The organism is Rhizobium metallidurans, from assembly GCF_014196505.1.
In the GTDB taxonomy this organism is placed as follows: Bacteria; Pseudomonadota; Alphaproteobacteria; order Rhizobiales; family Rhizobiaceae; genus Rhizobium; species Rhizobium metallidurans.
Genome location: NZ_JACIDW010000003.1, coordinates 271,489 through 295,743 on the forward strand (window position 1 = coordinate 271,489; position 24,255 = coordinate 295,743).

General features: G+C 60.4%; 37 protein-coding genes. 30 read left to right on the top strand and 7 right to left on the bottom strand.

The window, feature by feature from the left end:
- Positions 1-84: 84 nt before the first annotated feature.
- The 27 genes from rpsJ (at position 85) to rplQ (ending at position 14,698) form a co-directional block, all read left to right on the top strand.
- The gene (gene rpsJ / locus GGQ67_RS07980; RefSeq protein WP_003547547.1) at positions 85-393 is read left to right on the top strand and encodes a 30S ribosomal protein S10; all 309 of its coding nucleotides are present in this window, start codon (positions 85-87) and stop codon (positions 391-393) included.
- Positions 394-427: 34 nt separating this feature from the next.
- A complete protein-coding gene (gene rplC, locus GGQ67_RS07985) occupies positions 428-1,069 on the top strand; it encodes a 50S ribosomal protein L3 (RefSeq protein WP_112941573.1) in 642 nt (213 codons plus the stop codon).
- A 13-nt stretch (positions 1,070-1,082) separates the two neighbouring features.
- The gene (rplD, locus tag GGQ67_RS07990) at positions 1,083-1,703 is read left to right on the top strand and encodes a 50S ribosomal protein L4 (RefSeq protein WP_183899638.1); all 621 of its coding nucleotides are present in this window, start codon (positions 1,083-1,085) and stop codon (positions 1,701-1,703) included.
- Entirely contained in the window at positions 1,700-1,993 is a 294-nt protein-coding gene (locus GGQ67_RS07995; protein WP_183899639.1) for a 50S ribosomal protein L23, read from the top strand. Before rplD ends, GGQ67_RS07995 begins: the two co-directional genes overlap by 4 nt.
- Before the next feature lie 11 nt (positions 1,994-2,004).
- On the top strand, positions 2,005-2,841 hold the full coding sequence (gene rplB / locus GGQ67_RS08000; RefSeq protein WP_183899640.1) for a 50S ribosomal protein L2: 837 nt from the start codon (positions 2,005-2,007) through the stop codon (positions 2,839-2,841).
- Positions 2,842-2,856: 15 nt separating this feature from the next.
- Positions 2,857-3,135 carry a 30S ribosomal protein S19 gene (gene rpsS / locus GGQ67_RS08005; protein WP_112820303.1) on the top strand — a complete coding sequence of 93 codons (279 nt, stop codon included), beginning with the start codon at positions 2,857-2,859 and terminating at the stop codon, positions 3,133-3,135.
- Positions 3,136-3,137: 2 nt separating this feature from the next.
- Entirely contained in the window at positions 3,138-3,530 is a 393-nt protein-coding gene (gene rplV, locus GGQ67_RS08010; RefSeq protein WP_018900271.1) for a 50S ribosomal protein L22, read from the top strand.
- Positions 3,530-4,249, top strand: a complete 720-nt coding sequence (gene rpsC, locus GGQ67_RS08015) for a 30S ribosomal protein S3 (RefSeq protein ID WP_113010801.1) — start codon at positions 3,530-3,532, stop codon at positions 4,247-4,249. Before rplV ends, rpsC begins: the two co-directional genes overlap by 1 nt.
- Before the next feature lie 36 nt (positions 4,250-4,285).
- Positions 4,286-4,699 carry a 50S ribosomal protein L16 gene (gene rplP, locus GGQ67_RS08020; RefSeq protein WP_003573792.1) on the top strand — a complete coding sequence of 138 codons (414 nt, stop codon included), beginning with the start codon at positions 4,286-4,288 and terminating at the stop codon, positions 4,697-4,699.
- Between the two features lie 12 nt (positions 4,700-4,711).
- Positions 4,712-4,912: a 50S ribosomal protein L29 gene (gene rpmC, locus GGQ67_RS08025; RefSeq protein ID WP_016553554.1), complete on the top strand. Its 201-nt coding sequence runs from the start codon at positions 4,712-4,714 to the stop codon at positions 4,910-4,912.
- A gap of 4 nt (positions 4,913-4,916) precedes the next feature.
- The gene (gene rpsQ / locus GGQ67_RS08030; RefSeq protein WP_018900269.1) at positions 4,917-5,156 is read left to right on the top strand and encodes a 30S ribosomal protein S17; all 240 of its coding nucleotides are present in this window, start codon (positions 4,917-4,919) and stop codon (positions 5,154-5,156) included.
- A gap of 262 nt (positions 5,157-5,418) precedes the next feature.
- Positions 5,419-5,787 carry a 50S ribosomal protein L14 gene (rplN, locus tag GGQ67_RS08035; protein WP_018900268.1) on the top strand — a complete coding sequence of 123 codons (369 nt, stop codon included), beginning with the start codon at positions 5,419-5,421 and terminating at the stop codon, positions 5,785-5,787.
- 12 nt (positions 5,788-5,799) lie between these two features.
- A complete protein-coding gene (gene rplX / locus GGQ67_RS08040; RefSeq protein WP_018900267.1) occupies positions 5,800-6,102 on the top strand; it encodes a 50S ribosomal protein L24 in 303 nt (100 codons plus the stop codon).
- A complete protein-coding gene (gene rplE / locus GGQ67_RS08045; RefSeq protein ID WP_183899641.1) occupies positions 6,102-6,659 on the top strand; it encodes a 50S ribosomal protein L5 in 558 nt (185 codons plus the stop codon). Before rplX ends, rplE begins: the two co-directional genes overlap by 1 nt.
- 32 nt (positions 6,660-6,691) lie before the next feature.
- Positions 6,692-6,997: a 30S ribosomal protein S14 gene (gene rpsN, locus GGQ67_RS08050; RefSeq protein ID WP_183899642.1), complete on the top strand. Its 306-nt coding sequence runs from the start codon at positions 6,692-6,694 to the stop codon at positions 6,995-6,997.
- Between the two features lie 12 nt (positions 6,998-7,009).
- Positions 7,010-7,408: a 30S ribosomal protein S8 gene (gene rpsH, locus GGQ67_RS08055; RefSeq protein ID WP_037063300.1), complete on the top strand. Its 399-nt coding sequence runs from the start codon at positions 7,010-7,012 to the stop codon at positions 7,406-7,408.
- A gap of 42 nt (positions 7,409-7,450) precedes the next feature.
- Positions 7,451-7,984 (top strand): 50S ribosomal protein L6, encoded by a 534-nt coding sequence (gene rplF, locus GGQ67_RS08060; protein ID WP_183899643.1) that lies wholly within the window; start codon positions 7,451-7,453, stop codon positions 7,982-7,984.
- Positions 7,985-7,996: 12 nt separating this feature from the next.
- Positions 7,997-8,359, top strand: a complete 363-nt coding sequence (rplR, locus tag GGQ67_RS08065) for a 50S ribosomal protein L18 (protein WP_018900262.1) — start codon at positions 7,997-7,999, stop codon at positions 8,357-8,359.
- Positions 8,360-8,489: 130 nt separating this feature from the next.
- Complete coding sequence (rpsE, locus tag GGQ67_RS08070) at positions 8,490-9,059, top strand: 30S ribosomal protein S5 (protein ID WP_183899644.1); 570 nt, start codon at positions 8,490-8,492, stop codon at positions 9,057-9,059.
- Positions 9,060-9,072: 13 nt separating this feature from the next.
- Positions 9,073-9,282, top strand: coding sequence for a 50S ribosomal protein L30 (gene rpmD / locus GGQ67_RS08075; RefSeq protein WP_016553562.1), 210 nt, complete (start codon positions 9,073-9,075; stop codon positions 9,280-9,282).
- A gap of 16 nt (positions 9,283-9,298) precedes the next feature.
- Positions 9,299-9,772, top strand: a complete 474-nt coding sequence (rplO, locus tag GGQ67_RS08080; protein WP_183899645.1) for a 50S ribosomal protein L15 — start codon at positions 9,299-9,301, stop codon at positions 9,770-9,772.
- Positions 9,773-10,010: 238 nt separating this feature from the next.
- A complete protein-coding gene (secY, locus tag GGQ67_RS08085) occupies positions 10,011-11,351 on the top strand; it encodes a preprotein translocase subunit SecY (RefSeq protein ID WP_183899646.1) in 1,341 nt (446 codons plus the stop codon).
- Positions 11,348-11,998, top strand: a complete 651-nt coding sequence (locus GGQ67_RS08090) for an adenylate kinase (RefSeq protein WP_183899647.1) — start codon at positions 11,348-11,350, stop codon at positions 11,996-11,998. Before secY ends, GGQ67_RS08090 begins: the two co-directional genes overlap by 4 nt.
- A gap of 225 nt (positions 11,999-12,223) precedes the next feature.
- Entirely contained in the window at positions 12,224-12,592 is a 369-nt protein-coding gene (gene rpsM, locus GGQ67_RS08095; RefSeq protein ID WP_183899648.1) for a 30S ribosomal protein S13, read from the top strand.
- Between the two features lie 134 nt (positions 12,593-12,726).
- On the top strand, positions 12,727-13,116 hold the full coding sequence (rpsK, locus tag GGQ67_RS08100; RefSeq protein ID WP_003547577.1) for a 30S ribosomal protein S11: 390 nt from the start codon (positions 12,727-12,729) through the stop codon (positions 13,114-13,116).
- Between the two features lie 100 nt (positions 13,117-13,216).
- Positions 13,217-14,227: a DNA-directed RNA polymerase subunit alpha gene (locus GGQ67_RS08105; RefSeq protein WP_007787729.1), complete on the top strand. Its 1,011-nt coding sequence runs from the start codon at positions 13,217-13,219 to the stop codon at positions 14,225-14,227.
- 45 nt (positions 14,228-14,272) lie between these two features.
- On the top strand, positions 14,273-14,698 hold the full coding sequence (gene rplQ, locus GGQ67_RS08110) for a 50S ribosomal protein L17 (RefSeq protein WP_018900257.1): 426 nt from the start codon (positions 14,273-14,275) through the stop codon (positions 14,696-14,698).
- A 236-nt stretch (positions 14,699-14,934) separates the two neighbouring features.
- On the opposite strand, the gene msrQ is transcribed toward rplQ, so the two are convergent.
- On the bottom strand, positions 14,935-15,597 hold the full coding sequence (gene msrQ, locus GGQ67_RS08115) for a protein-methionine-sulfoxide reductase heme-binding subunit MsrQ (protein ID WP_183899649.1): 663 nt from the start codon (positions 15,595-15,597) through the stop codon (positions 14,935-14,937).
- Positions 15,597-16,544, bottom strand: a complete 948-nt coding sequence (gene msrP, locus GGQ67_RS08120) for a protein-methionine-sulfoxide reductase catalytic subunit MsrP (protein WP_183899650.1) — start codon at positions 16,542-16,544, stop codon at positions 15,597-15,599. Before msrP ends, msrQ begins: the two co-directional genes overlap by 1 nt.
- Before the next feature lie 353 nt (positions 16,545-16,897).
- On the opposite strand from msrP, the gene ilvD reads away from it, so the two are divergent.
- Positions 16,898-18,736 (top strand): dihydroxy-acid dehydratase, encoded by a 1,839-nt coding sequence (ilvD, locus tag GGQ67_RS08125; protein ID WP_183899651.1) that lies wholly within the window; start codon positions 16,898-16,900, stop codon positions 18,734-18,736.
- Between the two features lie 42 nt (positions 18,737-18,778).
- Here the strand turns inward: ilvD and GGQ67_RS08130 are convergent, their stop codons facing one another.
- Together GGQ67_RS08130 and GGQ67_RS08135 are read right to left on the bottom strand one after the other, a co-directional pair.
- Positions 18,779-19,069 carry a lysozyme inhibitor LprI family protein gene (locus GGQ67_RS08130; protein WP_246400149.1) on the bottom strand — a complete coding sequence of 97 codons (291 nt, stop codon included), beginning with the start codon at positions 19,067-19,069 and terminating at the stop codon, positions 18,779-18,781.
- An 82-nt stretch (positions 19,070-19,151) separates the two neighbouring features.
- On the bottom strand, positions 19,152-19,532 hold the full coding sequence (locus GGQ67_RS08135; RefSeq protein ID WP_183899653.1) for a YkvA family protein: 381 nt from the start codon (positions 19,530-19,532) through the stop codon (positions 19,152-19,154).
- 139 nt (positions 19,533-19,671) lie between these two features.
- On the opposite strand from GGQ67_RS08135, the gene GGQ67_RS08140 reads away from it, so the two are divergent.
- Together GGQ67_RS08140 and GGQ67_RS08145 are read left to right on the top strand one after the other, a co-directional pair.
- A complete protein-coding gene (locus tag GGQ67_RS08140; protein WP_183899654.1) occupies positions 19,672-21,105 on the top strand; it encodes a DegQ family serine endoprotease in 1,434 nt (477 codons plus the stop codon).
- Positions 21,102-22,418, top strand: coding sequence for a replication-associated recombination protein A (locus GGQ67_RS08145; protein ID WP_183899655.1), 1,317 nt, complete (start codon positions 21,102-21,104; stop codon positions 22,416-22,418). Before GGQ67_RS08140 ends, GGQ67_RS08145 begins: the two co-directional genes overlap by 4 nt.
- On the opposite strand, the gene GGQ67_RS08150 is transcribed toward GGQ67_RS08145, so the two are convergent.
- From GGQ67_RS08150 to dapA, 3 genes are all read right to left on the bottom strand, one after another.
- Positions 22,419-22,727 carry a DUF1883 domain-containing protein gene (locus GGQ67_RS08150; RefSeq protein WP_183899656.1) on the bottom strand — a complete coding sequence of 103 codons (309 nt, stop codon included), beginning with the start codon at positions 22,725-22,727 and terminating at the stop codon, positions 22,419-22,421.
- Positions 22,728-22,843: 116 nt separating this feature from the next.
- Positions 22,844-23,104: a hypothetical protein gene (locus tag GGQ67_RS08155; RefSeq protein WP_183899657.1), complete on the bottom strand. Its 261-nt coding sequence runs from the start codon at positions 23,102-23,104 to the stop codon at positions 22,844-22,846.
- Between the two features lie 51 nt (positions 23,105-23,155).
- Complete coding sequence (gene dapA / locus GGQ67_RS08160; protein WP_183899658.1) at positions 23,156-24,061, bottom strand: 4-hydroxy-tetrahydrodipicolinate synthase; 906 nt, start codon at positions 24,059-24,061, stop codon at positions 23,156-23,158.
- Between the last annotated feature and the right edge of the window lie 194 nt (positions 24,062-24,255).

Here is a 24,255-nt window from a genome sequence, read left to right on the forward strand (position 1 = left end):
AAACCGGTGGCCCGCCTTTAGGGAATAAAACAACCCGTGCCTTGAACAAGGGCGCGTAAGTAACAAACACAAGGATAACGTCGAATGAACGGCCAAAATATCCGCATTCGCCTGAAGGCGTTCGATCACCGCATTCTCGACGCTTCGACGCGCGAGATCGTGTCGACGGCGAAGCGCACCGGCGCAAGCGTCCGGGGCCCCGTTCCGCTTCCGACTCGCATCGAGAAGTTTACGGTAAACCGGTCCCCACACATCGACAAGAAGAGCCGCGAGCAGTTCGAGATGCGCACGCATAAGCGCCTCCTCGACATCGTTGACCCGACACCGCAGACGGTAGACGCGCTGATGAAGCTCGATCTCGCCGCTGGTGTCGATGTTGAGATCAAGCTCTGAGCCTAGCTCGAGCTGAGTTGGAAGGATTGAACCGATGCGTTCAGGTGTGATTGCACAGAAGGTCGGCATGACCCGCGTCTATAACGACGCCGGCGAACATGTTCCGGTAACAGTACTGCGTATGGAAGGCTGCCAGGTCGTAGCCCAGCGCACAGTAGAAAAGAACGGCTACGCCGCGGTTCAGCTTGGTGCTGGCACGGCGAAGGTCAAGAACACGTCCAAGGCGATGCGCGGCAATTTCGCTATTGCCAACGTCGAGCCGAAGGCCAAGCTCGCTGAATTCCGTGTCACGGAAGACAACCTGCTTGACGTCGGCACCGAGCTCAAGGCTGGCCATTTCGCCACCGGTCAGCTCGTCGATGTCACCGGCACGACGATTGGTAAGGGCTTTGCCGGCGCCATGAAGCGCCACGGCTTCGGCGGTCTGCGCGCCACGCACGGTGTGTCGGTTTCGCACCGCTCGCACGGTTCGACCGGCTCGCGCCAGGATCCGGGCAAGGTTTTCAAGAACAAGAAGATGGCTGGTCACATGGGCCAGACGCGCGTAACGACTCAGAACCTTGAAGTGGTTTCGACCGACGAAGATCGTGGTCTGATCCTGATCAAGGGTGCAGTACCCGGTTCCAAGGGTGCCTGGATCATCGTGCGCGACGCCGTCAAGTCGGCCGCGAAGTAAGGGAGCCAGACCAATGGAATTCAACGTCAAGACCCTCGAGGGAAAAGACGCAGGGAAGGTTTCTCTTTCTGACGCGATTTTCGGTCTCGAGCCCCGCGAAGACATTCTCGCCCGCGTCATCCGCTGGCAACTTGCCAAGAAGCAGCAGGGCACCCACCAGGCAAAGGGCCGCGCCGACGTATGGCGCACCGGCGCCAAGATGTACAAGCAGAAGGGTACGGGCCGCGCTCGTCACCATTCGGCTCGCGCTCCGCAGTTCCGCGGCGGTGGTAAGGCTCACGGCCCGGTTGCTCGCAGCCACGAACACGACCTTCCGAAGAAGGTTCGCGCTCTTGGCCTGCGTCACGCGCTGTCCGCCAAGCTGAAGTCCGACGATGTCATCATCATCGACAACCTGGTTGCTGCTGAAGCAAAGACCAAGGCGCTGGCTTCGACCTTCGCAACGCTCGGCCTGACCAACGCTCTCTTCATCGGCGGCGCCGAACTTGATGGCAACTTCAAGCTCGCAGCCAAGAACATCCCGAACATCGATGTTCTGCCGATCCAGGGCATCAACGTTTATGACATCGTGCGCCGTGGCAAGCTCGTGCTTTCCAAGGCTGCCGTTGAAGCTCTAGAGGAGCGTTTCAAGTGACCGATCTTCGCCACTATGATGTGATCGTCTCGCCGTCGATCACCGAAAAGTCCACGCTGGTATCGGAAAACAACCAGGTTGTTTTCAACGTCGCTAAGACGGCGTCGAAGCCGGAAATCAAGGCTGCAGTCGAGGCGCTCTTCGGCGTCAAGGTCACGGCCGTCAACACTCTGCTCCGCAAGGGCAAGACCAAGCGTTTCCGCGGTTTTGCCGGCAAGCAGAAGGACGTGAAGAAGGCAATCGTGACTTTGGCTGAAGGCCAGACGATCGACGTCTCCACCGGTCTCTGAGGAATAAAAACATGGCATTGAAAACATTCAATCCTACGACCCCGAGCCAGCGTCAGCTGGTCATCGTCGACCGCTCCTCGCTCTACAAGGGCAAGCCGGTCAAGGCGCTGACGGAAGGTCTGACCAAGAGCGGCGGTCGTAACAACCTCGGTCGCATCACGGCTCGCTTCATCGGCGGCGGTCACAAGCGTACGTATCGTCTGATCGACTTCAAGCGTCGCAAGTTCGACGTCGAAGGCACGGTCGAGCGTATCGAATACGACCCGAACCGTACCGCGTTCATCGCGCTCATCTCCTACGCCGATGGCGAAAAGGCCTACATCATCGCTCCGCAGCGCCTTGCTGCCGGCGACAAGGTCATCGCCTCCGAAAAGGCTGTGGACGTAAAGCCGGGCAACACCATGCCCCTGCAGTACATCCCGGTTGGCTCCATCATCCACAACGTGGAAATGAAGCCGGGCAAGGGCGGTCAGATCGCGCGCTCCGCTGGTTCCTACGCACAGCTCGTAGGCCGCGATGCAGGCATGGCGATCCTTCGCCTGAACTCCGGTGAACAGCGTCTCGTGCCAGGCTCCTGCCTTGCTTCGATCGGTGCGGTTTCCAACCCTGACCACGCCAACATCAACGACGGCAAGGCCGGTCGTACCGTTTGGCGCGGCAAGCGTCCGCATAACCGCGGCGTCGTCATGAACCCGGTCGACCACCCGCACGGTGGTGGTGAAGGTCGCACGTCTGGTGGTCGTCATCCTGTTTCTCCGTGGGGCAAGCCGACCAAGGGCAAGCGTACCCGGTCGAACAAGTCGACCGACAAGATGATCATGCGCTCGCGTCATCAGCGTAAGAAGTAAGAGAGGAAGTCTCCAATGGCTCGTTCAGTATGGAAAGGTCCGTTCGTTGACGGCTATCTTCTCAAGAAGGCTGAGAAGGTTCGTGAAGGCGGACGTGCAGAAGTAATCAAGATCTGGAGCCGCCGCTCCACGATCCTGCCCCAGTTCGTCGGTCTCACCTTCGGCGTCTACAACGGCAGCAAGCATGTTCCGGTCAATGTCAATGAAGACATGGTCGGTCACAAATTCGGTGAATTCTCTCCGACCCGGACCTACTACGGTCACGGTGCGGACAAGAAGGCAAAGAGGAAGTAACGATGGGCAAGGCAAAAGCCGAACGCCGGCTGAAGGACAACGAGGCGCAAGCAGTCGCCCGCACGCTCCGCGTCAGCCCACAGAAGCTCAACCTGGTTGCCGCGGCTATCCGCGGCAAGAAGGTCGAGCGCGCACTCGCTGAGCTGGAATTCTCCCGCAAGCGCATCGCAGGCGCCGTCAAGAAGACGCTCGAGTCCGCGATCGCCAACGCCGAGAACAACCATGATCTCGACGTTGACTCGCTGGTCGTAGCGGAAGCTTACGTCGGCAAGTCGATCGTCATGAAGCGTTTCCACGCTCGTGGCCGTGGTCGTGCATCGCGCATCGAAAAGCCCTTTGCGCACCTCACGATCGTTGTTCGCGAAGTTGAAGCCGCCACCGAGGAGGCCGCATAATGGGTCAGAAAATCAATCCGATTGGTTTCCGTCTTGGCATCAACCGTACCTGGGATAGCCGCTGGTTCGCGGACAATGCCGAATACGGTCAGCTGCTGCACGAAGACCTGAAGATGCGCAAGTTCGTCATGAACGAACTGAAGCAGGCTGGTATCTCCAAGGTGGTTATCGAGCGTCCGCACAAGAAGTGCCGCGTCACGATCCACTCGGCTCGTCCGGGCCTGATCATCGGCAAGAAGGGCGCAGACATCGACAAGCTCCGCAAGAAGCTGTCGGACATGACGAACTCCGAAACGCACCTCAACATCGTTGAAGTTCGCAAGCCGGAAGTCGACGCTGTTCTGGTCGCCCAGTCGATCGCTCAGCAGCTCGAGCGTCGTGTTGCTTTCCGTCGCGCCATGAAGCGCGCCGTTCAGTCCGCGATGCGTCTTGGCGCCGAAGGCATCAAGATCACCTGCGCGGGCCGTCTCGGCGGTGCTGAAATCGCTCGTACGGAATGGTACCGCGAAGGTCGCGTGCCGCTGCATACGCTGCGCGCTGACATCGACTACGGCACAGCCGAAGCGGAAACCGCTTTCGGTATCTGCGGCATCAAGGTTTGGATCTTCAAGGGCGAAATCCTTGAGCACGATCCGATGGCCTCCGAGCGCCGCGCACTCGAGGGTGATGCTCAGGGTCCGGCTAGCCGCGACCGCGATCGTCGCCGCGACAACGCTTAATAGCGTTGGTGGCAGATAAGTTCGGAGAATAAGAAAATGTTGCAGCCAAAGCGTACCAAGTACCGCAAGCAATTCAAGGGCCGCATCAAGGGCGTCGCCAAGGGTGGTTCCGACCTCGCCTTCGGTGAATTCGGCCTTAAGGCTCAGGAGCCAAACCGCGTCAATGCACGCGAGATCGAAGCGGCCCGCCGCGCGATCACGCGCTACATGAAGCGTGCTGGCCGTGTATGGATCCGCGTGTTCCCGGATGTTCCGGTAACCGCAAAGCCGACCGAAGTCCGTATGGGTAAGGGTAAGGGCTCTGTTGAATATTGGGCATGCAAGGTCAAGCCAGGCCGCATGATGTTCGAGATCGACGGCGTCAGCGAAGAAATCGCTCGCGAAGCGCTTCGCCTCGGCTCTGCCAAGCTCTCGGTCAAGACGCGCTTCGTACAGCGCATTGCAGAGTAAGGAGCAAGGCACATGAAAGCCGAAGAAGTTCGCGGCCTGACGGCCGATCAGCTCAAGGACAAGCTCGCCGACCTGAAGAAGGAGCAGTTCAACCTGCGCTTCCAGAAGGCCACCGGTCAGCTCGAAAAGTCCTCCCGCGTCAACGAAGTTCGCAAGGACATCGCCCGCGTGAAAACCATTGCCCGCCAGAAGGCGGCAGAAGCAAAGGCCTAAGAATATGCCGAAGCGCATCCTGCAGGGCGTCGTCGTTGGCGACAAGAACGAGAAGACTGTAGTTGTCCGCGTTGAGCGTCGTTTCGCTCATCCGCTGATGCAGAAGACCGTTCGTCGTTCCAAGAAGTACAAGGCCCACGACGAAAACAATCAGTACAAGATCGGCGATACCGTATCCATCGAGGAATGCGCGCCGATCTCGAAGGACAAGTGCTGGACGGTTATTTCCGGCCAGGCAAAGTAAGAATTTCTCGCGAGGCCTTGCGTCTCGCGGAAATTTCTGTATGAAGCAGCGTCAGAACGCTCGTTCGTCGAGCGTTCTTTTGCTTTGAGCGCACGGAAGGTCCCGTTTGGGAAACCACCCTGGCACGATCGATCCCGCGCTAGTCAAGCTATTGCCGTGTTTTCGCCTGCTCTCGTGGCAAGCGGCCGGCTGACAATTTTCATATGCCGGGGTAGGGGGCGACAGCCCAACCATCCCGGTAAACACAAGAAGGCGACCTGATATGATTCAGATGCAAACAAACCTCGACGTGGCGGATAATTCCGGCGCACGTCGTGTCATGTGCATCAAGGTGCTGGGCGGTTCTAAGCGCAAGTATGCCTCGATCGGCGACGTTATCGTCGTTTCGATCAAGGAAGCTATTCCGCGCGGCCGCGTGAAGAAGGGTGACGTGATGAAGGCGGTTGTCGTTCGCACCGCCAAGGAAATCCGTCGCGTTGATGGTTCCATCATCCGCTTCGACACCAATGCAGCAGTCCTCATCGACAACAAGAAAGAGCCGATCGGCACCCGTATCTTCGGACCGGTTCCGCGCGAACTTCGCGCCAAGAACCACATGAAGATCATCTCGCTCGCTCCAGAAGTTCTGTAAGGAGCACGAACGATGCAAAAGATTCGTAAGGGCGACACGGTCGTCATGCTCGCAGGCAAGGACAAGGGCCGTACTGGCGAAGTCCTTCAGGTTCTGCCCAAGGAAGATCGCGCCGTGGTTCGTGGCGTCAACGTCGTGAAGCGCCACCAGCGCCAGACGCAGACCCAGGAAGCCGGCATCATCAGCAAGGAAGCCTCGGTTCACTTGTCCAACGTCTCGATCATCGACAAGGACGGCAAGCCGACCCGCGTTGGTTTCAAGGTTGTTGACGGCAAGAAGGTCCGTGTGGCCAAGCGTTCCGGTGAGGTGATCTGATGGCTCAGGCAAAGTACGAGCCGCGGCTCAAGAAGGAATATGTCGAGCGGATCCGCGCGGCGATGCAGGAGAAATTCTCCTTCGCCAACGAGATGATGATCCCGAAGATCGACAAGATCGTAATCAACATGGGTGTTGGTGAAGCAACGGCTGACTCGAAGAAGCCGACTGTTGCCGCAGCTGACCTGGCCGCTATCGCTGGTCAGAAGCCGGTCATCACCCGTGCACGCAACTCCATCGCTGGCTTCAAGGTCCGCGAAGATATGCCGATCGGCGCAAAGGTTACCCTGCGCGGCGCTCGCATGTACGAGTTCCTGGACCGCCTGATCAACATCGCGCTTCCGCGCGTTCGCGACTTCCGCGGCCTGAACCCGAAGAGCTTTGACGGCCGTGGCAACTTCGCCATGGGCATCAAGGAGCACATTGTGTTCCCTGAGATCAACTACGATAAGGTTGATCAGATGTGGGGCATGGACATCATCGTTTGCACGACGGCCACCAAGGACGACGAAGCACGGGCTCTGCTCACAGAGTTCAACTTCCCGTTCCGTCAGTAACCGTAACGACGAGCGTAGAAAAGGAACCGCACATGGCGAAGACAAGCGCAGTTGAAAAGAACAAGCGCCGCCGTATTAAGGTCGCCGGCCAGGCCGCTAAGCGCGCCGAGCTGAAGGCGATCATCATGAACCAGGCTCTTCCGATCGAAGAGCGGTTCAAGGCCTCGATCAAGCTGGCATCCCTGCCGCGCGATGGATCGAAGACCCGTATTCGCAACCGTTGTGAAGTATCGGGCCGTCCGCGCGCATACTACCGCAAACTGCGCATGTCGCGTATCGCGCTGCGTGAACTCGGCAATCTCGGCAAGGTGCCGGGCATCGTCAAGTCGAGCTGGTAAGGAGCAGGTTAGATGACAATGACTGATCCGTTGGGCGATATGCTCACTCGCATCCGTAACGGCGCTTCCCGCCGCAAGTCGTCGGTATCGACGCCTGCTTCGAAGCTCCGTGCACGTGTTCTTGATGTTCTTCAGGCTGAAGGCTACATCCGTGGCTACTCCCTTGTCGATTTCGGCAATGGCAAGTCTGAAATCAGCATCGAGCTGAAATACTACGAAGGCGCATCGGTGATCCGTGAGATCGGCCGTGTGTCCAAGCCGGGCCGCCGGGTTTATGTCTCGGTCAAGTCCATTCCGCAGGTCGCGAACGGCCTCGGCATCACCATCCTTTCGACTCCGAAGGGTGTGATGGCCGATCACCAGGCTCGCGAACAGAACGTTGGTGGCGAGGTTCTTTGCTCGGTATTCTAATGCCGAGCATCGATCTCCATAGCGAACAGACAGGATATAAAAATGTCTCGTATCGGTAAGAAGCCCGTTCAGATTCCTGCTGGGATTACGGCTACGGTCGAAGGCCAGAAGGTTACTGCAAAGGGCCCGAAGGGCGAGCTGTTCTTCGTCGCGAACGACGAAGTCGGCGTTAAGCTCGAAAACAATGCGGTTGTCGTGACGCCGCTCTCGCAGTCGAAGGATGCTCGTTCGAAGTGGGGCATGTCCCGCACGATGATCGAAAACATCTTCACGGGTGTTAAGGACGGCTACGAGCGCAAGCTCGAAATCAACGGCGTCGGTTACCGCGCGTCGCTTCAGGGCAAGAACCTGCAGCTCGCTCTCGGTTTCAGCCACGACGTGGTTTATGAGCCGCCGGTCGGCATCACGATCGCTGTGCCGAAGCCTACTGAAATTGTTGTCACCGGCATCAATAAGCAGCAGGTCGGCCAGGTCGCCGCTGAAATCCGCGAATACCGCGGTCCTGAGCCTTACAAGGGCAAGGGCGTCAAGTATGCCGGCGAACGTATCGTTCGCAAAGAAGGCAAGAAGAAGTAAGGATCACGCGAAATGGCTAGCAGGAAAGAAGCACTTGCACGTCGTGCCAACCGCGTGCGCCGTCATCTCAAGTCGGTGGCCAATGGCCGTCCGCGCCTGTCGGTTCATCGCTCCTCGAAGAACATCTACGTTCAGGTTATCGACGATGTTGCCGGCAAGACCCTCGCGGCTGCCTCGACGCTCGATAAGGACCTGCGCGGTTCTCTGAAGACCGGTGCTGACACCGCGGCAGCTGCCGCCGTTGGCAAGCTCGTCGCCGAGCGCGCCTCCAAGGCTGGTGTCAAGGAAGTCGTATTCGACCGTGGCGCCTTCATCTATCACGGCCGTATCAAGGCCCTGGCGGATGCAGCCCGCGAAGGCGGTCTGACCTTCTAATGAATTTCCGGCCGGAGCTCAGTGCTCCGGCCGGATTTTAACCGGACCGCAAACGCTCCTCGATAGGGGAGGCTGCTGCGGTCCTCGTGTTGTCTGCCGTTCCACCCGCAAAAGAAAAAGGAAAAGGACAATGGCACAGGAAAGAAAAGGTTCGCGCGACGATCGCCAGAACCGCGAAGAGCGCGATAGCGAATTCGTCGACAAGCTGGTCGCGATCAACCGCGTCGCCAAGGTCGTCAAGGGCGGCCGTCGTTTCGGTTTTGCAGCCCTCGTCGTCGTCGGTGACCAGAAGGGCCGCGTTGGCTTCGGTCACGGCAAGGCACGTGAAGTGCCGGAAGCAATCCGCAAGGCAACCGAAGCTGCCAAGCGCGAACTGATCTTCGTACCGCTGCGTGACGGCCGTACGCTGCATCACGACGTTCACGGCCGCCACGGCGCCGGCAAGGTTCTGCTTCGTTCGGCCAAGGTCGGTACCGGTATCATCGCCGGTGGCCCGATGCGCGCTGTTTTCGAAACGCTCGGCGTTCACGACGTCGTCGCCAAGTCGACCGGTTCCTCGAACCCATACAACATGGTTCGCGCTACCTTCGACGCTCTGAAGCACCAGGTTCACCCGAAGGACATCGCAGCACAGCGCGGCATCAAGTATGCAACGCTTCAGGCTCGCCGTGCCGCTTCCGGTAACTCTTCTGAAGAATAAGAGGAGCTGATCCATGGCCAAGGCTACAAAGAAGACCGAAGCGAAGACGGTTACCGTCGAGCAGATCGGCAGCCCGATTCGCCGTCCGGATGTCCAGCAGCGCACGCTGATCGGTCTCGGGCTGAACAAGATGCACCGTCGTCGCACGCTGGAAGACACCCCTTCCGTTCGTGGCATGATCCGTGCTGTCCAGCATCTCGTTCGCATCGTCGACGAGAAGTAAGCAGGGAGTATTCGCTATGAAACTCAATGAAATCAAAGACAACGAAGGTTCGACCCATAGCCGCAAGCGCCTCGGCCGCGGTATCGGTTCGGGCTCCGGCAAGACCGGTGGTCGCGGTGTCAAGGGTCAGAAGTCCCGTTCGGGCGTAGCCATCAACGGCTTCGAAGGCGGTCAGATGCCAATCTACCGTCGCCTGCCGAAGCGCGGCTTCAACAACATCTTCAAGGCCGACTTCGTTGTCGTGTCCCTGGAGCGTGTTCAGGCAGCGATTGACGCTGGCAAGCTCGACGGCAAGTCCACGGTCGATGCAGCAGCTCTCAAGGCTGCCGGCGTTATCCGTCGCGTCAAGGACGGCGTTCGCGTTCTCGCCGACGGCGAGCTGAAGGCAAAGGTCAAGTTCGAAGTTGCTGGCGCTTCCAAGCCGGCGATCGAGAAGATCGAAAAGGCTGGCGGTTCCGTCACGCTTCTTTCTGCCGCAGCTGCAGAGTAATTTAATCTATGATAAACCGCCCGGGGTGCTTCACACCGGGCGGTTTTGCTCCCATATGTGAGCCTCACGAAAGCCGGCCGGATGCACGTGCGTCAGGACGGTCGAACGAACAACAGGGTGAGGCATAGGTTGCGCCCGCAATCCGTCCGAAGCCCGCTTTTGAATAATTCAGAAATGCCGATCCGGCGTTCTGCCTTTTGCTTGGTCAGAGCCCGAAACCGGTAGCGCGGAGATACGCATGGCGTCTGCAGCGGAACAGTTGGCTTCCAACCTCAATTTCTCGACCTTCGCCAAAGCCGAGGATCTCAAGAAGCGCCTGTGGTTTACACTGGCAGCTCTCCTCGTCTATCGATTGGGAACGCACATTCCGCTTCCCGGCCTCAACCCGGAAGCTTACGCTCAGGCCTTTAGCAACCAGTCTGGCGGCATTCTCGGCCTCTTCAACATGTTCTCGGGCGGCGCCGTGCAGCGCATGGCGATCTTCGCGCTCGGTATCATGCCCTACATCTCCGCTTCGATCATCGTGCAGCTGATGACGTCTGTCGTCCCTGCGCTCGAGAACCTGAAGAAGGAAGGCGAGCAGGGCCGAAAGATCATCAACCAGTATACGCGCTACGGCACGGTGCTGCTCGGCACGCTGCAGGCCTACGGTATTGCGGTCGGTCTTGAGAGCGGTAACGGCCTCGTCGTTGATCCGGGCATCTTCTTCCGCGTTTCCACCGTCATCACGCTGCTCGGCGGCACGATGTTCCTGATGTGGCTCGGCGAGCAGATCACCTCGCGCGGTATCGGCAACGGCATCTCGCTCATCATCTTCGCCGGCATCGCCGCCGGCCTGCCGAGCGCTCTTGCCGGCACGCTGGAACTCGGCCGCACCGGTGCGCTGTCGACAAGCCTGATCCTTCTGGTCATCGTGGTCGCGATCGTCGTTATCGCCATCATCGTCTTCGTCGAGCGCGCTCAGCGCCGCCTGCTGATCCAGTATCCGAAGCGCCAGGTGGGCAACCGGATGTTCCAGGGCGATACCTCGCACCTGCCGCTGAAGCTCAACACCTCGGGTGTTATCCCGGCGATCTTCGCGTCGTCGCTTCTGTTGCTGCCGGCAACGATCGCGGGCTTCGCGAACACGACGAACATGCCGGGCTGGGTCACGTCGATTGTTGCCGCGCTTGGTCACGGCCAGCCGCTTTACATGCTTCTCTATGCTCTGCTTATCGCCTTCTTCGCCTTCTTCTATACGGCCATCGTCTTCAACCCGAAGGATACCGCCGACAATCTGAAGAAGCATGGCGGCTTCATTCCGGGTATCCGTCCGGGCGAGCGAACCGCCGAGTACATCGACTACGTTCTGACCCGCATTACAGTCGTCGGCGCGATCTATCTCGTCGTCGTCTGTATCCTTCCGGAAATGCTTGTGGCAAAGACCGGGATCCCGTTATCCCTTGGTGGCACTTCGCTTTTGATCGTCGTTAGCGTAACTCTTGATACGGTGGCGCAGATCCAGGGGCACCTGATCGCGCAGCAGTACGAAGGCCTGATCAAGAAATCGAAGTTGCGTGGAGGAAAGAGGGGTCGATGAGACTTATACTTTTGGGGCCGCCGGGCGCGGGTAAGGGGACTCAAGCTCAGCGGATCGTGGAAAAGTACGGAATTCCGCAACTTTCCACGGGTGACATGCTTCGCGCCGCCGTTCAGGCCGGTACCGAAGTGGGCAAGCGCGCCAAGGCCGTCATGGATGCTGGCAAGCTGGTCTCTGACGACATCGTCATCGCAATCGTGTCGGAGCGTATCGACCAGCCCGATTGCGAGAATGGCTTCATTCTCGACGGTTTCCCGCGCACGCTGGTTCAGGCCGATGCGACGGAAGCCATGCTCAAGGGTAAGGGTATCGAGCTGTCGAAGGTCGTCGAGATCCAGGTGGACGACAAGATTCTGGCGGACCGCGTTTCCGGCCGTTACACCTGCGCCAACTGTGGTGCCGGCTATCACGACACGAATGTCAAGCCGAAGGTGGAAGGCGTCTGCGACCGCTGCGGTTCGACTCACTTCAAGCGTCGTCCGGATGACAATCGCGAAACGGTCGTCACCCGCCTCGGCGCTTACTACAAGGAAACATCGCCGCTGATCGGCTACTACTATGCCAAGGGCAAGTTGCAGTCGGTGGATGGCATGGCAGACATCGATCGCGTCACCGGCGAGATCGAGGGCATACTTTCGAAGCTGTAAGGCTTTGGAAATAAAACTTGGCGGGAGCGGTTGCTTTTCAGCACTGATTCCGTTAAACACCGCGCCAACTCGCGATATCTGATGCGATCGGCGCGGACTTCCGATAGGAATTCCGGGTTCGATCGTTTTGACTTGTTGAGAACCTGAATTGTAATTGCGGCCTTTCAAGGCCGTGTAACGAGACACCACTTGCCGGATGGCAACTGGAACGCAAGGAGAATAGGCGTGGCACGTATCGCTGGCGTCAACATCCCGACCGCAAAGCGCGTTGTAATCGCGCTGACGTACATTCACGGGATCGGTCCGAAATTCGCACAGGAAATCGTCGAGAAGGTCGGTATTCCTGCTGATCGTCGCGTGAATCAGCTCACCGACGCGGAAGTCCTGCAGATCCGCGAAACCATCGACCGCGATTACCAGGTCGAAGGTGACCTGCGTCGCGAGACCTCGATGAACATCAAGCGTCTGATGGACCTCGGCTGCTACCGCGGCCTGCGTCATCGCCGTGGCCTTCCGGTCCGCGGTCAGCGCACGCACACCAATGCTCGTACCCGCAAGGGCCCGGCAAAGGCGATCGCTGGTAAGAAGAAGTAATTTCCGGGAAACCGGAGGTGAGGGGGCTGGCGGTCTGCGCCGGCCTCTTTTGAGTTTCGGGCAGGGCCGCAAGGTCTCGTTCCGGTGTAGCCGCTGGTATTACGGCGGTGCGGAGATCCAAGAAAGGGATACAAATGGCCAAGGAAGCCGTACGCGTTCGCCGTCGCGAACGTAAAAACATTTCGTCGGGCGTCGCTCACGTCAACTCGACCTTCAACAACACGATGATCACGATCACCGACGCACAGGGCAACGCCATTGCCTGGTCGTCTGCTGGCGCCAAGGGCTTCAAGGGCTCGCGCAAGTCGACCCCGTTCGCCGCTCAGATCGCTGCTGAAGACTGCGCCAAGAAGGCCCAGGAACACGGCATGAAGTCGCTGGAAGTTGAAGTTTGCGGTCCGGGTTCGGGTCGTGAATCCGCTCTGCGCGCCCTCCAGGCTGCTGGTTTCATGATCACGTCCATCCGCGACGTGACGCCGATCCCGCACAATGGTTGCCGCCCGCGCAAGAAGCGCCGCGTCTGATCATCGCCATTCACAACATCGGTGAGCGGATCCTCGCTCCCGATGCTTCTCAAGCTCGGTTGTCACGATTGGATGGTGGCAACGAACGGAAGGCAAAAATATGATTCAGAAAAACTGGCAGGAATTGATCAAGCCGAACAAGGTCGAGTTCTCTTCGAGCTCGCGCACCAAGGCGACGCTCGTAGCAGAGCCGTTGGAGCGCGGTTTCGGCCTCACCCTCGGCAACGCGCTTCGCCGCGTTCTGCTGTCCTCGCTGCGCGGTGCCGCAGTGACGGCCGTGCAGATCGATGGCGTGCTGCATGAATTCTCGTCGATCCCTGGCGTTCGTGAAGATGTCACCGACATCGTCCTGAACATCAAGGAAATCGCCATCAAGATGGATGGCGACGACGCAAAGCGCATGGTCGTGCGTAAGCAGGGTCCGGGCGTTGTAACGGCTGGCGACATCCAGACGGTCGGCGATATCGAAATCCTCAACCCCGAGCATGTGATCTGCACGCTCGATGAGGGCGCCGAAATCCGCATGGAATTCACCGTCAACAACGGCAAGGGCTATGTTCCGGCCGATCGCAATCGTGCGGAAGATGCTCCGATCGGTCTCATCCCGGTCGACAGCCTTTATTCGCCGGTCAAGAAGGTGTCCTACAAGGTTGAGAATACCCGCGAAGGACAGGTTCTCGACTACGACAAGCTGAACATGACCATCGAAACCGATGGCTCGATCTCCGGCGAAGATGCCGTCGCTTTCGCGGCTCGCATCCTGCAGGATCAGCTTGGCGTGTTCGTCAACTTCGACGAGCCGCAGAAGGAAACCGAAGAGGAAGCAGTCACCGAACTCGCTTTCAACCCGGCGCTCCTCAAGAAGGTGGACGAACTCGAACTGTCTGTTCGCTCGGCAAACTGCCTGAAGAACGACAACATCGTCTACATCGGCGACCTCATTCAGAAGACCGAAGCAGAAATGCTCCGCACGCCGAATTTTGGTCGCAAGTCGCTGAACGAAATCAAGGAAGTTCTCGCTTCCATGGGCCTGCACCTCGGCATGGAAGTGCCGGCATGGCCGCCTGAGAACATCGAAGATCTCGCCAAGCGTTACGAAGACCAATACTAACCATCAAACGGCGGGCGAGATGCCTGCATGTGAAGGAGAATAGCAATGCGCCACGGTAAAGCCGGCCGCAAGCTGAATAGAACCGCTAGCCACCGCAAGGCAATGTTTGCCAACATGGCGGCTTCGCTCATCACCCATGAGCAGATCGTGACCACCCTGCCGAAGGCAAAGGAAATCCGTCCGATCGTTGAAAAGCTCGTAACCCTCGGCAAGCGCGGCGACCTGCACGCTCGTCGTCAGGCGATCTCGCAGATCCGCGACGCCGCTGTCGTTTCGAAGCTCTTCGACACGATCGCTTCGCGCTACGCAACCCGCAACGGCGGCTACCTGCGTATCATGAAGGCCGGCTTCCGCCAGGGCGACAACGCCGCTCTCGCCGTCATCGAATTCGTTGACCGCGACACCTTCGCCAAGGGCGCAGCCGACAAGGCTCGCGTTGAAGCCGAAGCAGCTGCTGCTGAAGCCGCTTGATTTTTTCCGGTGCGCCGGAAGCAAGACAGCCGGGCTGAAAAGCCCGGCTGTTTTCGTTTGTGGTATTGATCTGTCATCGAGTGCGCTTCGGCCGATCGCCAGCCGACGACGTCAAGCGGCGCCGCGGCAACGACTGTGTCGCCAGCCGGGGCGAAGTGAGGGTCACGGTAGATATATAGAGGCGACGCTGCTTCCATTCGAGTAGTCTGCCAGCCTTCACGCTCTCAAACAAGAGTTCAGCCGGCAGCCTCGGCCGGGCGCGTTCTGCCGCCTTGCCCGTTTCGTCCTCGCTTCCTGCTGCGCGCAATCGGCCTATACGAGCGATAGAGGATCATCAGGATGATCAGGCCGACATAGATGTATTGCTCGAGGTCGAGAAGCTTCGTCGACAGCGCGAAGTGCACCGCGCCACAGGCGGCGATGATGTAGATCAGCTTGTGCAGCCAGTTCCATTTCGATCCGAGCTTCCGGATCGACAGGTTGTTGGAGGTGACAGCCAGCGGTACCAGCAGCACAAGACCAGCCATGCCGAACATGATGAAGGGCCGCTTCATCACATCGTCGATGACAGCAGACACGTCGAGCGCCTGATCGAGCACCATGTAGACGGCGAAATGCATGACGACGTAGTAGAAACACAAAAGCCCCAGCGCCCGGCGATAGCGCAGATAGTTCCAGCCGAGCAGGTCTCGGGCAGGGGATATGGCGAGCGTCAGGATCAGGAAGCGCAAAGCCCACAGGCCGAGGAACAGCTCGAAGGTCTTGACCGGATCGGCGCCCAACTGGTCGCTGGCGCCCAGATAGAAGGTCCAGGCGGCAGGTAGCAGCCCGACGACGTATAGCAGCCAGACGGAAGCCGAATGCCATCGTTTCGGCAGGCTGAACGACAACGCCGTCATCAGAAGTTCGCCTTCAGGTCCATGCCTGCGTAGAGGCTTGCCACCTCGTCCGCATACCCGTTGAACGGCAGCGTCGGACGGCGGCTGGCGCCGAAGAAGCCGCTCTCGCCGATCCGCCGCTCGGTCGCCTGGCTCCAGCGCGGATGATCGACGGCCGGATTGACGTTGGCGTAGAAGCCGTATTCCTGCGGATTGGTGATCTGCCAGGTGTTCTTCGGCTCCTTGTCGGTGAGCGTGATCCGCACGATCGACTTGATACCCTTGAAGCCATATTTCCACGGAACCACCAGCCGGATCGGCGCGCCGTTCTGGTTGGGCAATGTCTCCCCATAGAGCCCGACGGCGAGCAGCGTCAGCGGATGGTTGGCTTCGTCGAGCCGCAGTCCCTCGACATAGGGCCACTCGAGCGATTGGAAGATACCCTTCTGCCCCGGCATCTCCTCCGGGCGCACCACGGTTTCGAAGGCGACATACTTGGCGCTTCCGAGCGGCTCGACCTTGCTCAGCAGCGAGGCCAGCGGAAAGCCGTCCCACGGAATGACCATCGACCACGCCTCCACGCAACGCATGCGATAGGTGCGGCTTTCGATCGGGAATTCCTTCATCAGCGCGTCGAGATCGAACGTGCCCGGCTTGTTGACCATGCCGTCGACCTTGATCGTCCAGGGCAGGGGCTTGAAGTCGCCGGACAGCGCCACCGGATCACCCTTGTCGAGGCCGAATTCGTAGAAGTTGTTGTAGGTCGTCACATCCTTGACCGGGGTCGGCTTCTCGTCGACCTTGTACTTGCTCTCGACGGCCGAGAGCGCGGCCGCGCCGGCATTGCCCGCACCCAGCAGGCCGACGGCACCGATCGCGGCGGCGCCGAGGAATTCGCGGCGACCGAGATAGACCTGACGCGGCGTAATCTCCGAAGCGGCGATCTTGGGTGGGCGATAGACGGGCATGGCATCCTCCTGAGCAACGGGCTCGGCATTGAACTTGAACGCATTCAAGCTCGTTTCGGATCACTGTTTACGCCTTCATGCGGCCGGCCGGGAAGGCAACTTTTTGTGTAGCGAAATCGTCGCCCGAGCCTGTAACAAAACGCGCTCCGATCCCGTATTTGTCAGATGGGCGTCCCATCCGTCCCTCGACGCTATCCGGAGGCGTACCGAGGAGTACCGCTTTTGCCTTTCCCGGTAGTGACAGTTTATACTCTTTGGATTAGGACAATTCCAAAAAGCAGCGAGAGTGGATCCGTATTTTCAAGGCGCGGTCTGTTTCGCCGAAGACTTCCGATGTTGTGAGGAAAACGCCAATGCCAGCTTATCGTTCGAGAACCACGACCCACGGCCGCAACATGGCGGGCGCGCGCGGCCTTTGGCGCGCCACGGGCATGAAGGATTCGGATTTCGGCAAGCCGATCATCGCGGTGGTCAACTCCTTCACCCAGTTCGTGCCCGGTCACGTCCACCTCAAGGACCTCGGCCAGCTCGTCGCCCGGGAGATCGAAGCGGCCGGTGGCGTCGCCAAGGAATTCAACACGATCGCCGTCGACGACGGTATCGCCATGGGCCATGACGGCATGCTCTATTCGCTGCCCTCGCGCGAGCTGATCGCCGACAGCGTCGAATACATGGTCAACGCCCACTGCGCCGATGCCATGGTCTGCATCTCCAACTGCGACAAGATCACCCCCGGCATGCTGATGGCGTCGCTGCGCCTGAATATCCCGACGGTCTTCGTCTCCGGCGGCCCGATGGAAGCCGGCAAGGTCGTGCTTAACGGCAAGAAGGTCGCCCTCGACCTCGTGGATGCCATGGTCGCCGCCGCCGACGACAAGATCAGCGACGAGGACGTCGCCGTCATCGAGCGCTCCGCTTGCCCGACCTGCGGTTCCTGCTCCGGCATGTTCACGGCGAACTCGATGAACTGTCTGACCGAAGCGCTCGGTCTGTCGCTGCCCGGAAACGGCTCGACGCTGGCCACCCATTCCGACCGCAAGGAACTCTTCCTTGAAGCCGGTCGTCGTGTGGTCGAGCTAGCACGTCGCTATTACGAACAGGACGATCTGACCGCTCTGCCGCGCACCATCGCCAGCAAGGGTGCGTTCGAGAACGCCATGGCGCTCGATATCGCCATGGGCGGATCGACCAATACCGTCCTGCACATTCTTGCGGCGGCGCATGAAGGCGAGATCGATTTCACCATGGACGATATCGATCGCCTGTCGCGTCGTGTTCCCTGCCTGTCGAAGGTCGCGCCGGCCAAGGCCGACGTGCACATGGAAGACGTTCACCGTGCCGGCGGCATCATGGCGATCCTCGGTGAGCTCGACCGTGCTGGCCTTTTGAATGTCGATCTTCCGACTGTCCACGCGCCGACCATGCGTGAAGCACTGGCGCAGTGGGATGTCGCGGTCACCGATAACAAGGCCGCCTTCGATCTCTTCAGCGCCGCCCCGGGTGGTGTTCCGACACAGGTCGCCTTCAGCCAGAGTTCGCGTTGGGAGGAACTCGACCTCGACCGCGAAACCGGCGTCATCCGCGATGCCCAGCATCCCTTCTCCAAGGATGGCGGCCTTGCCGTTCTGAAGGGCAACCTCGCGCTCGACGGCTGCATCGTGAAGACCGCCGGCGTCGATGAATCGATCCTGAAGTTCTCCGGCCCGGCCAAGGTCTACGAAAGCCAGGACGCGGCCGTGAAGGCGATCCTGGCGAACGAAGTCGTCGCCGGCGACGTCGTGGTCATTCGCTATGAAGGCCCGAAGGGCGGCCCCGGCATGCAGGAAATGCTCTACCCGACGAGCTACCTGAAGTCGAAGGGCCTCGGAAAGGCTTGCGCGCTGATCACCGACGGCCGCTTCTCCGGCGGTACTTCGGGTCTGTCGATCGGCCACGCCTCTCCGGAAGCGGCAAATGGCGGCACCATCGGTCTCGTGCGCGAAGGCGACATGATCGACATCGACATTCCGAACCGCACGATCAGCCTGCGCGTCGACGACCAGGAACTGGCGGCCCGCCGTGCCGATCAGGACGCCAAGGGCTGGCAGCCGGCCGAAAAGCGCAAGCGTAACGTCACGACCGCGCTGAAGGCCTACGCCGCCTTCGCCACCAGCGCCGACCGTGGCGCCGTCCGCGATCTCGGCGATCGCTGAACCAGCTGATTGAAAGTCAGTTGCTCCAGTAAGCCGGTCGCCTCAAAGCGGCCGGTTTATGTTTTTGTAGCTTTCCGCCAGCTGCTTCAGCCGCTCGTCATAGGCTGCCTGGATGCAGGCGACGTCGGCGGCGCACGCCTGGCGCTTTTTCAGCCATGCCGTCTGCTCGTCTTGCATCGTGCCGCGCGAGCCCATGGCGAGCAGGCCCGATAACAGGTCGAAGGTTGTCACCATCTTCACATCCGCGTCGTTGAGCACGCGGTTGTCACAGATCGCCTTCTCGTCCGGCTTCAGCTCCTTGGCCTCGCAGTCGAAGCTTGCCGCGTGGCTCATCCCCGCGGTGGAAAGAAAAAGCGCTGTGGCGGTGAAGAGGAGGGGCTGGCGATATCGCGTCATGCAGTGGTTCCTGTCCGGTCTAGCTGGCTCTCAAGAATGCCATGCCGACGAAGATGATGCAGAAGAGCCAGATGGCAAGGATGACGACCAACCCGGCGCGACCGGACGGCCGTTCCAGGCGCGCCGCTGCGTCCATCCGCAACTCCGCCATGACATCGGGCGGGACCAGCCTGACGGCGAGCAGGATGCCGAGCGGCACGATCACGAGATCGTCGAGATAGCCAAGCACGGGAATGAAATCCGGGATCAGGTCGATCGGCGACAGTGCGTAGGCGGCAATGGCACCCGCCACCGCCTTGGCGTACCAGGGCACGCGCCTGTCGCGCGCGGCAAGCCACAGCGCGACCACGTCACGTTTCAGTGATTTCGCCCAGAGTTTGGCCTTTGATATCAGTTGCATGCCTGTCGTTCCTGACTCTGTTTGGCAAGTGTGCCCCGCATCGGTTGCCCCGCCTCAATCTTCCATGCTTCCGCCCTCTTTCCTTTCTAGCGTCCGGCACTACAACGTTCTCTCACGACGATTTCAAGAAGGGATTCTTATGCACGACCTGTTGAAGCGCGCGTCTTTGCCGCTGCTTGCTCTGGTGCTTGCACTGCCGATCAACGCCAATGCCCAAACGGCCAATGCCCCGGCGGCCAATGCTGGGACGGTCAAGACCGTGCCGCAGAGCCAGATGGACATGCAGCTGTCCTTTGCACCGCTCGTCAAGCAGACGGCGGGCGCGGTGGTGAACGTCTACGCGGAAAAGACTGTCCGCCGTCAGTCGCCTTTCGCGGGCGACCCCTTCTTCGAGCAGTTCTTCGGTCAGCAGATGCCGAACCGTACCGAGAAGCAGTCCTCGCTCGGCTCCGGTGTCATCGTCGAGGCCAACGGCACCATCGTCACCAACAACCACGTGATCGCGGGCGCCGACGATATCAAGATCGCGCTTTCGGATGGCCGCGAGTTTGCCAGCAAGGTCATTCTGACGGACGATCGGCTGGATCTCGCGGTCCTGAAGGTCGACACGAAGGAGACCTTTCCGGCGCTGCCGATCGGCAACTCCGATGCCGTTGAAGTCGGCGACCTCGTGCTTGCCATCGGCAATCCGTTCGGGGTTGGTCAGACGGTGACGTCTGGCATCGTCTCGGCTCTCGCGCGTAACCAGGTCGTGAAGAACGAGTTCGGCTTCTTCATCCAGACCGATGCCTCGATCAATCCCGGCAATTCCGGCGGCGCGCTGATGAACATGAAGGGCGAACTGATCGGTATCAACACCGCCATCTTCTCGCGCGGCGGCGGCTCCAACGGCATCGGCTTCGCCATCCCCGCCAATCTCGTGAAGGTATTCCTTGCTTCCGCCGATGCGGGCGTGAAGACCTTCGAGCGCCCCTATGTCGGCGCGACCTTCGATGCGGTGACCTCCGACGTCGCCGATGCGCTCGGCCTCGGCAAGGCGCGCGGCGCCATCGTGGTCAAGGTCACGGAAGGCGGCCCGGCTGCAAAGGCCGGTCTGAAGCCGGGCGAAGTCATCACCGCCGTCAACGGCGTTGCGGTGGAGCATCCCGATGCGCTGCTTTACCGTCTGACCACGGCCGGCCTCGGCAAGGCGGTCGATCTCGCCATCACCGACAACGGCAAGCAGGAGAGTGTGACGATCACACTCGGCCAGGCACCCGAGACGACGCCGCGCGATCAGCGCACGATCGCCGGCCGCTCGCCCTTCACCGGTGCCGTCGTCGAAAACCTTTCGCCGCGCGTGGCCGACGAGCTGCGCATGCCAAGCGAGAGCACCGGTGTCGTGGTATCGGAAGTGAAGGATGGCTCCGTGGCCCAGCAACTTGGTTTCGAACCCAAGGACATCATCGTTTCCATCAACAGTTCGGATGTGAAGACCACCAAGGAACTCGCGACCCTCGCTTCCCAGAATCCGAGCTTCTGGCGTGTCGAGATCGAACGCAATGGCCAGCGCATCCGGCAGTTCTTCCGATGAGCAACGATCTCTTCGCGCCGCGCATTCCGCCGGAGGTCGCCAACAGGCGGCCGCTCGCGGATCGGCTTCGCCCGCAGACCATCGCCGACGTCACCGGTCAGGACCACCTGACCGGCGAAGACGGTGTTCTCAAGCGAATGATCGAAAGCGGCTCGTTGGGATCGATGATCTTCTGGGGACCGCCCGGAACCGGCAAGACCACCGTCGCGCGCCTGCTGTCGGGCGAGGCGGGTCTTGCCTTCGAGCAGATATCGGCGATCTTTTCCGGCGTCGCCGATCTCAAGAAAGTCTTCGAGGCCGCCCGGCTGCGCCGTATGGACGGCCGCCAGACGCTTCTTTTCGTAGACGAGATCCATCGCTTCAACCGCGCCCAGCAGGACAGCTTCCTGCCTGTGATGGAAGACGGCACAGTCATCCTCGTCGGCGCCACCACCGAGAACCCGTCCTTCGAGCTCAACGCCGCTCTCTTGTCGCGTGCCCGCGTGCTGACGTTCAAGTCGCATGATGATCAGAGCCTGGCCGAGCTCCTGAGCCGCGCCGAGGCGATCGAGGGCAGGGAGCTGCCGCTCACGCCGGAAGCCCGTGTCAGCCTTTTGCGCATGGCCGATGGCGATGGCCGCGCGGTGCTGACCTTGGCGGAAGAGGTCTGGCGCGCTGCCCGCCGCGACGAGATCTTCGACACCGAGGGACTGACCAAGATCGTCCAGCGCCGCGCGCCGGTCTATGACAAGGCCCAGGACGGCCACTACAATCTGATCTCGGCCCTGCACAAGTCCGTGCGCGGCTCCGACCCCGACGCGGCGCTCTACTATCTGGCCCGCATGTTCGACGCCGGCGAGGACCCGCTCTATCTTGGACGCCGGCTGGTGCGCATGGCGGTCGAGGATATCGGCCTTGCCGATCCGCAGGCGCTTGTCATCTGCAACGCCGCCAAGGACGCTTACGATTATCTAGGGTCTCCCGAGGGAGAACTGGCGTTGGCGCAGGCCTGCGTCTACCTCGCCACCGCGCCGAAATCGAACGCCGTCTACACCGCCTTCAAGGCCGCCACGATGGCTGCCAAGCAGAACGGCTCGCTGCTGCCGCCCAAGCACATCCTCAACGCGCCGACCAAGCTGATGAAGGATGAGGGTTACAACGAAGGCTACCGCTACGACCACGACGAGCCCGACGCCTTCTCGGGCCAGGATTATTTTCCGGAAAAGATGGGCCGCCAGACCTTCTACGATCCACCCGAGCGCGGCTTCGAGCGCGATATCCGCAAGCGGCTTGAATGGTGGTCGAAACTCAGGAAAGAGCGCAATCAGCGCTGATCAAGACGCGCGCGTTTGTCCGGATGGAGCGGCGACGATCTTGACGGATGATTCCGCAAGACCGTGATGGCCTTCCATGTCGACCACGAGATGCCAGTGGCCGCTGTCGGGGATCGGCACGCGGATCGGCGATTTGCGCGCGACGCCGCCGACATATTTGAAATCGAGCACCTCCGTGAAACGTTGATAGTTCGGCGACGTCATCAACCGGACATTGGCGACCGCGTTCAAGGTCACCTCGATCACCGTCCCGGCGCGCTGCTCCTTGAGATCGTAATGAGTGAAGCGGAAATTCGGCTTGTTCGGCATCGTGTCGGCTCGGCGTGACGGAGGAGCCGGATGATACGAAACGGCGGTTAAGGAAGCGTTCGCCAACGCCTGCGGGAACGCCGTCGCGCGCACCCGCTGAAGTGGGTTATGTCTCGTCAGTGCACATGTTCCCCGCCGTCGGGCCGACCGAAAGGCAGCAGAGTAAGCGAGCGGATGATCGCGATCTGCGCCGCGTCGTGATCGCATTCGTCGGAGGCGAAATGCAGCGCGGCATGCTCGCTGATAAACAGGCCGCCGACGCGCCCGTCGCGATCCTGAACCACCCATCCGCCGCCCTTGCTTCGGCCGATGGTAAAGCGCGGCAGAGAATTGGGCTGGCTGGTCGCTGCCAGGGCACACGCGGTGGAGGAGGGCATGATTGTTCCTTTCAGGTTGGATGATCGAGGCTGTGGTTGGAGTGGTGTGGCTTAGACCGCGCGCGCTTGGCGACGGCTCTCCGCGAGACCCGTCAGGGCAGCGAAGATCGCTGCTTTTTCGTTGGCGTCGACGCCGACCATCGGCAGACGGACTTCAGGGAGTGTGCCGAGCAGCACATGCAACGCGTATTTGACGGGAGCCGGCGAGCCGTCTTCGGCAAGCGCCCGGATGAGCGGCTGCAGACGGTCATGCAGCGCCGTTGCAATCTCGATGTTACCCGTCTTCGCCGAGCGGCAAAGGGACGCAAACAGGCGCGGCTCTACATTCGCGCCCGACGACAGCATACCGTCTCCGCCGCAAGCGAGAAATGAAAGCGCGCTGCCGTCATCGGATGACAAGGAGACAAAGCGCTGTCGCAGATGTGGAGTAAGCCGGGCCTCTTCACCGCACGAATGCACGACACCGAGTATGCTTCCGACAGGCGCTAGCGCTTCAAGGCTTGCAAGTGTCAGACCGCTGGCGCAGCGCGAGGGACTGTCGTCGATGATGACAGGCAGATCGCTCGCCGCCGCCACCTGCTCGAAATGGTGGACGATGCCCTTCTGCCCCGGCTTCGAATAATAGGGTACCGTGACGAGCGCGGCATCGGCCCCAAGCCTCCGCGCCTCCAAAGTCAGTGCGATCGTGGTCGATGTGGCATTGGTGCCAGTCGCGGCGATGACGGGCACCCGCCCGGACGCGACCCTGACGCAGGTGCGGATGATGGCCGCCCTCTCGGCCGGTGACAGCGTCGGCCCTTCGCCTGTGACGGTGCAGACGGCCAGTCCGTTGATGCCCGCGTTGATCTGCCGCTCCGCCAGCCGCTCGAGCACGGCAAGGTCGAGCCGGTCGTTGCTGAATGGCGTGACCAGCGCCGTGATCGCTATTCCCAGTCGTAGTCGCGTGTCCATCCGCATGGTCGTGTCAGATACTGCCCCAGATGACGTAAATCTCGACGGCGGCAAGCACCAGACCGAAGATGATCAGCACGTGCGCCGTGCGCTTCTCGCGCATCTGTCGCTTGGTCACGGGGCGTCGGGGGCGACTGGCTGGAGAGTGGGGAAGTAGGGAGTCTCGCATGGCGTCTACCTCTGAATTTCGACCACAGGCT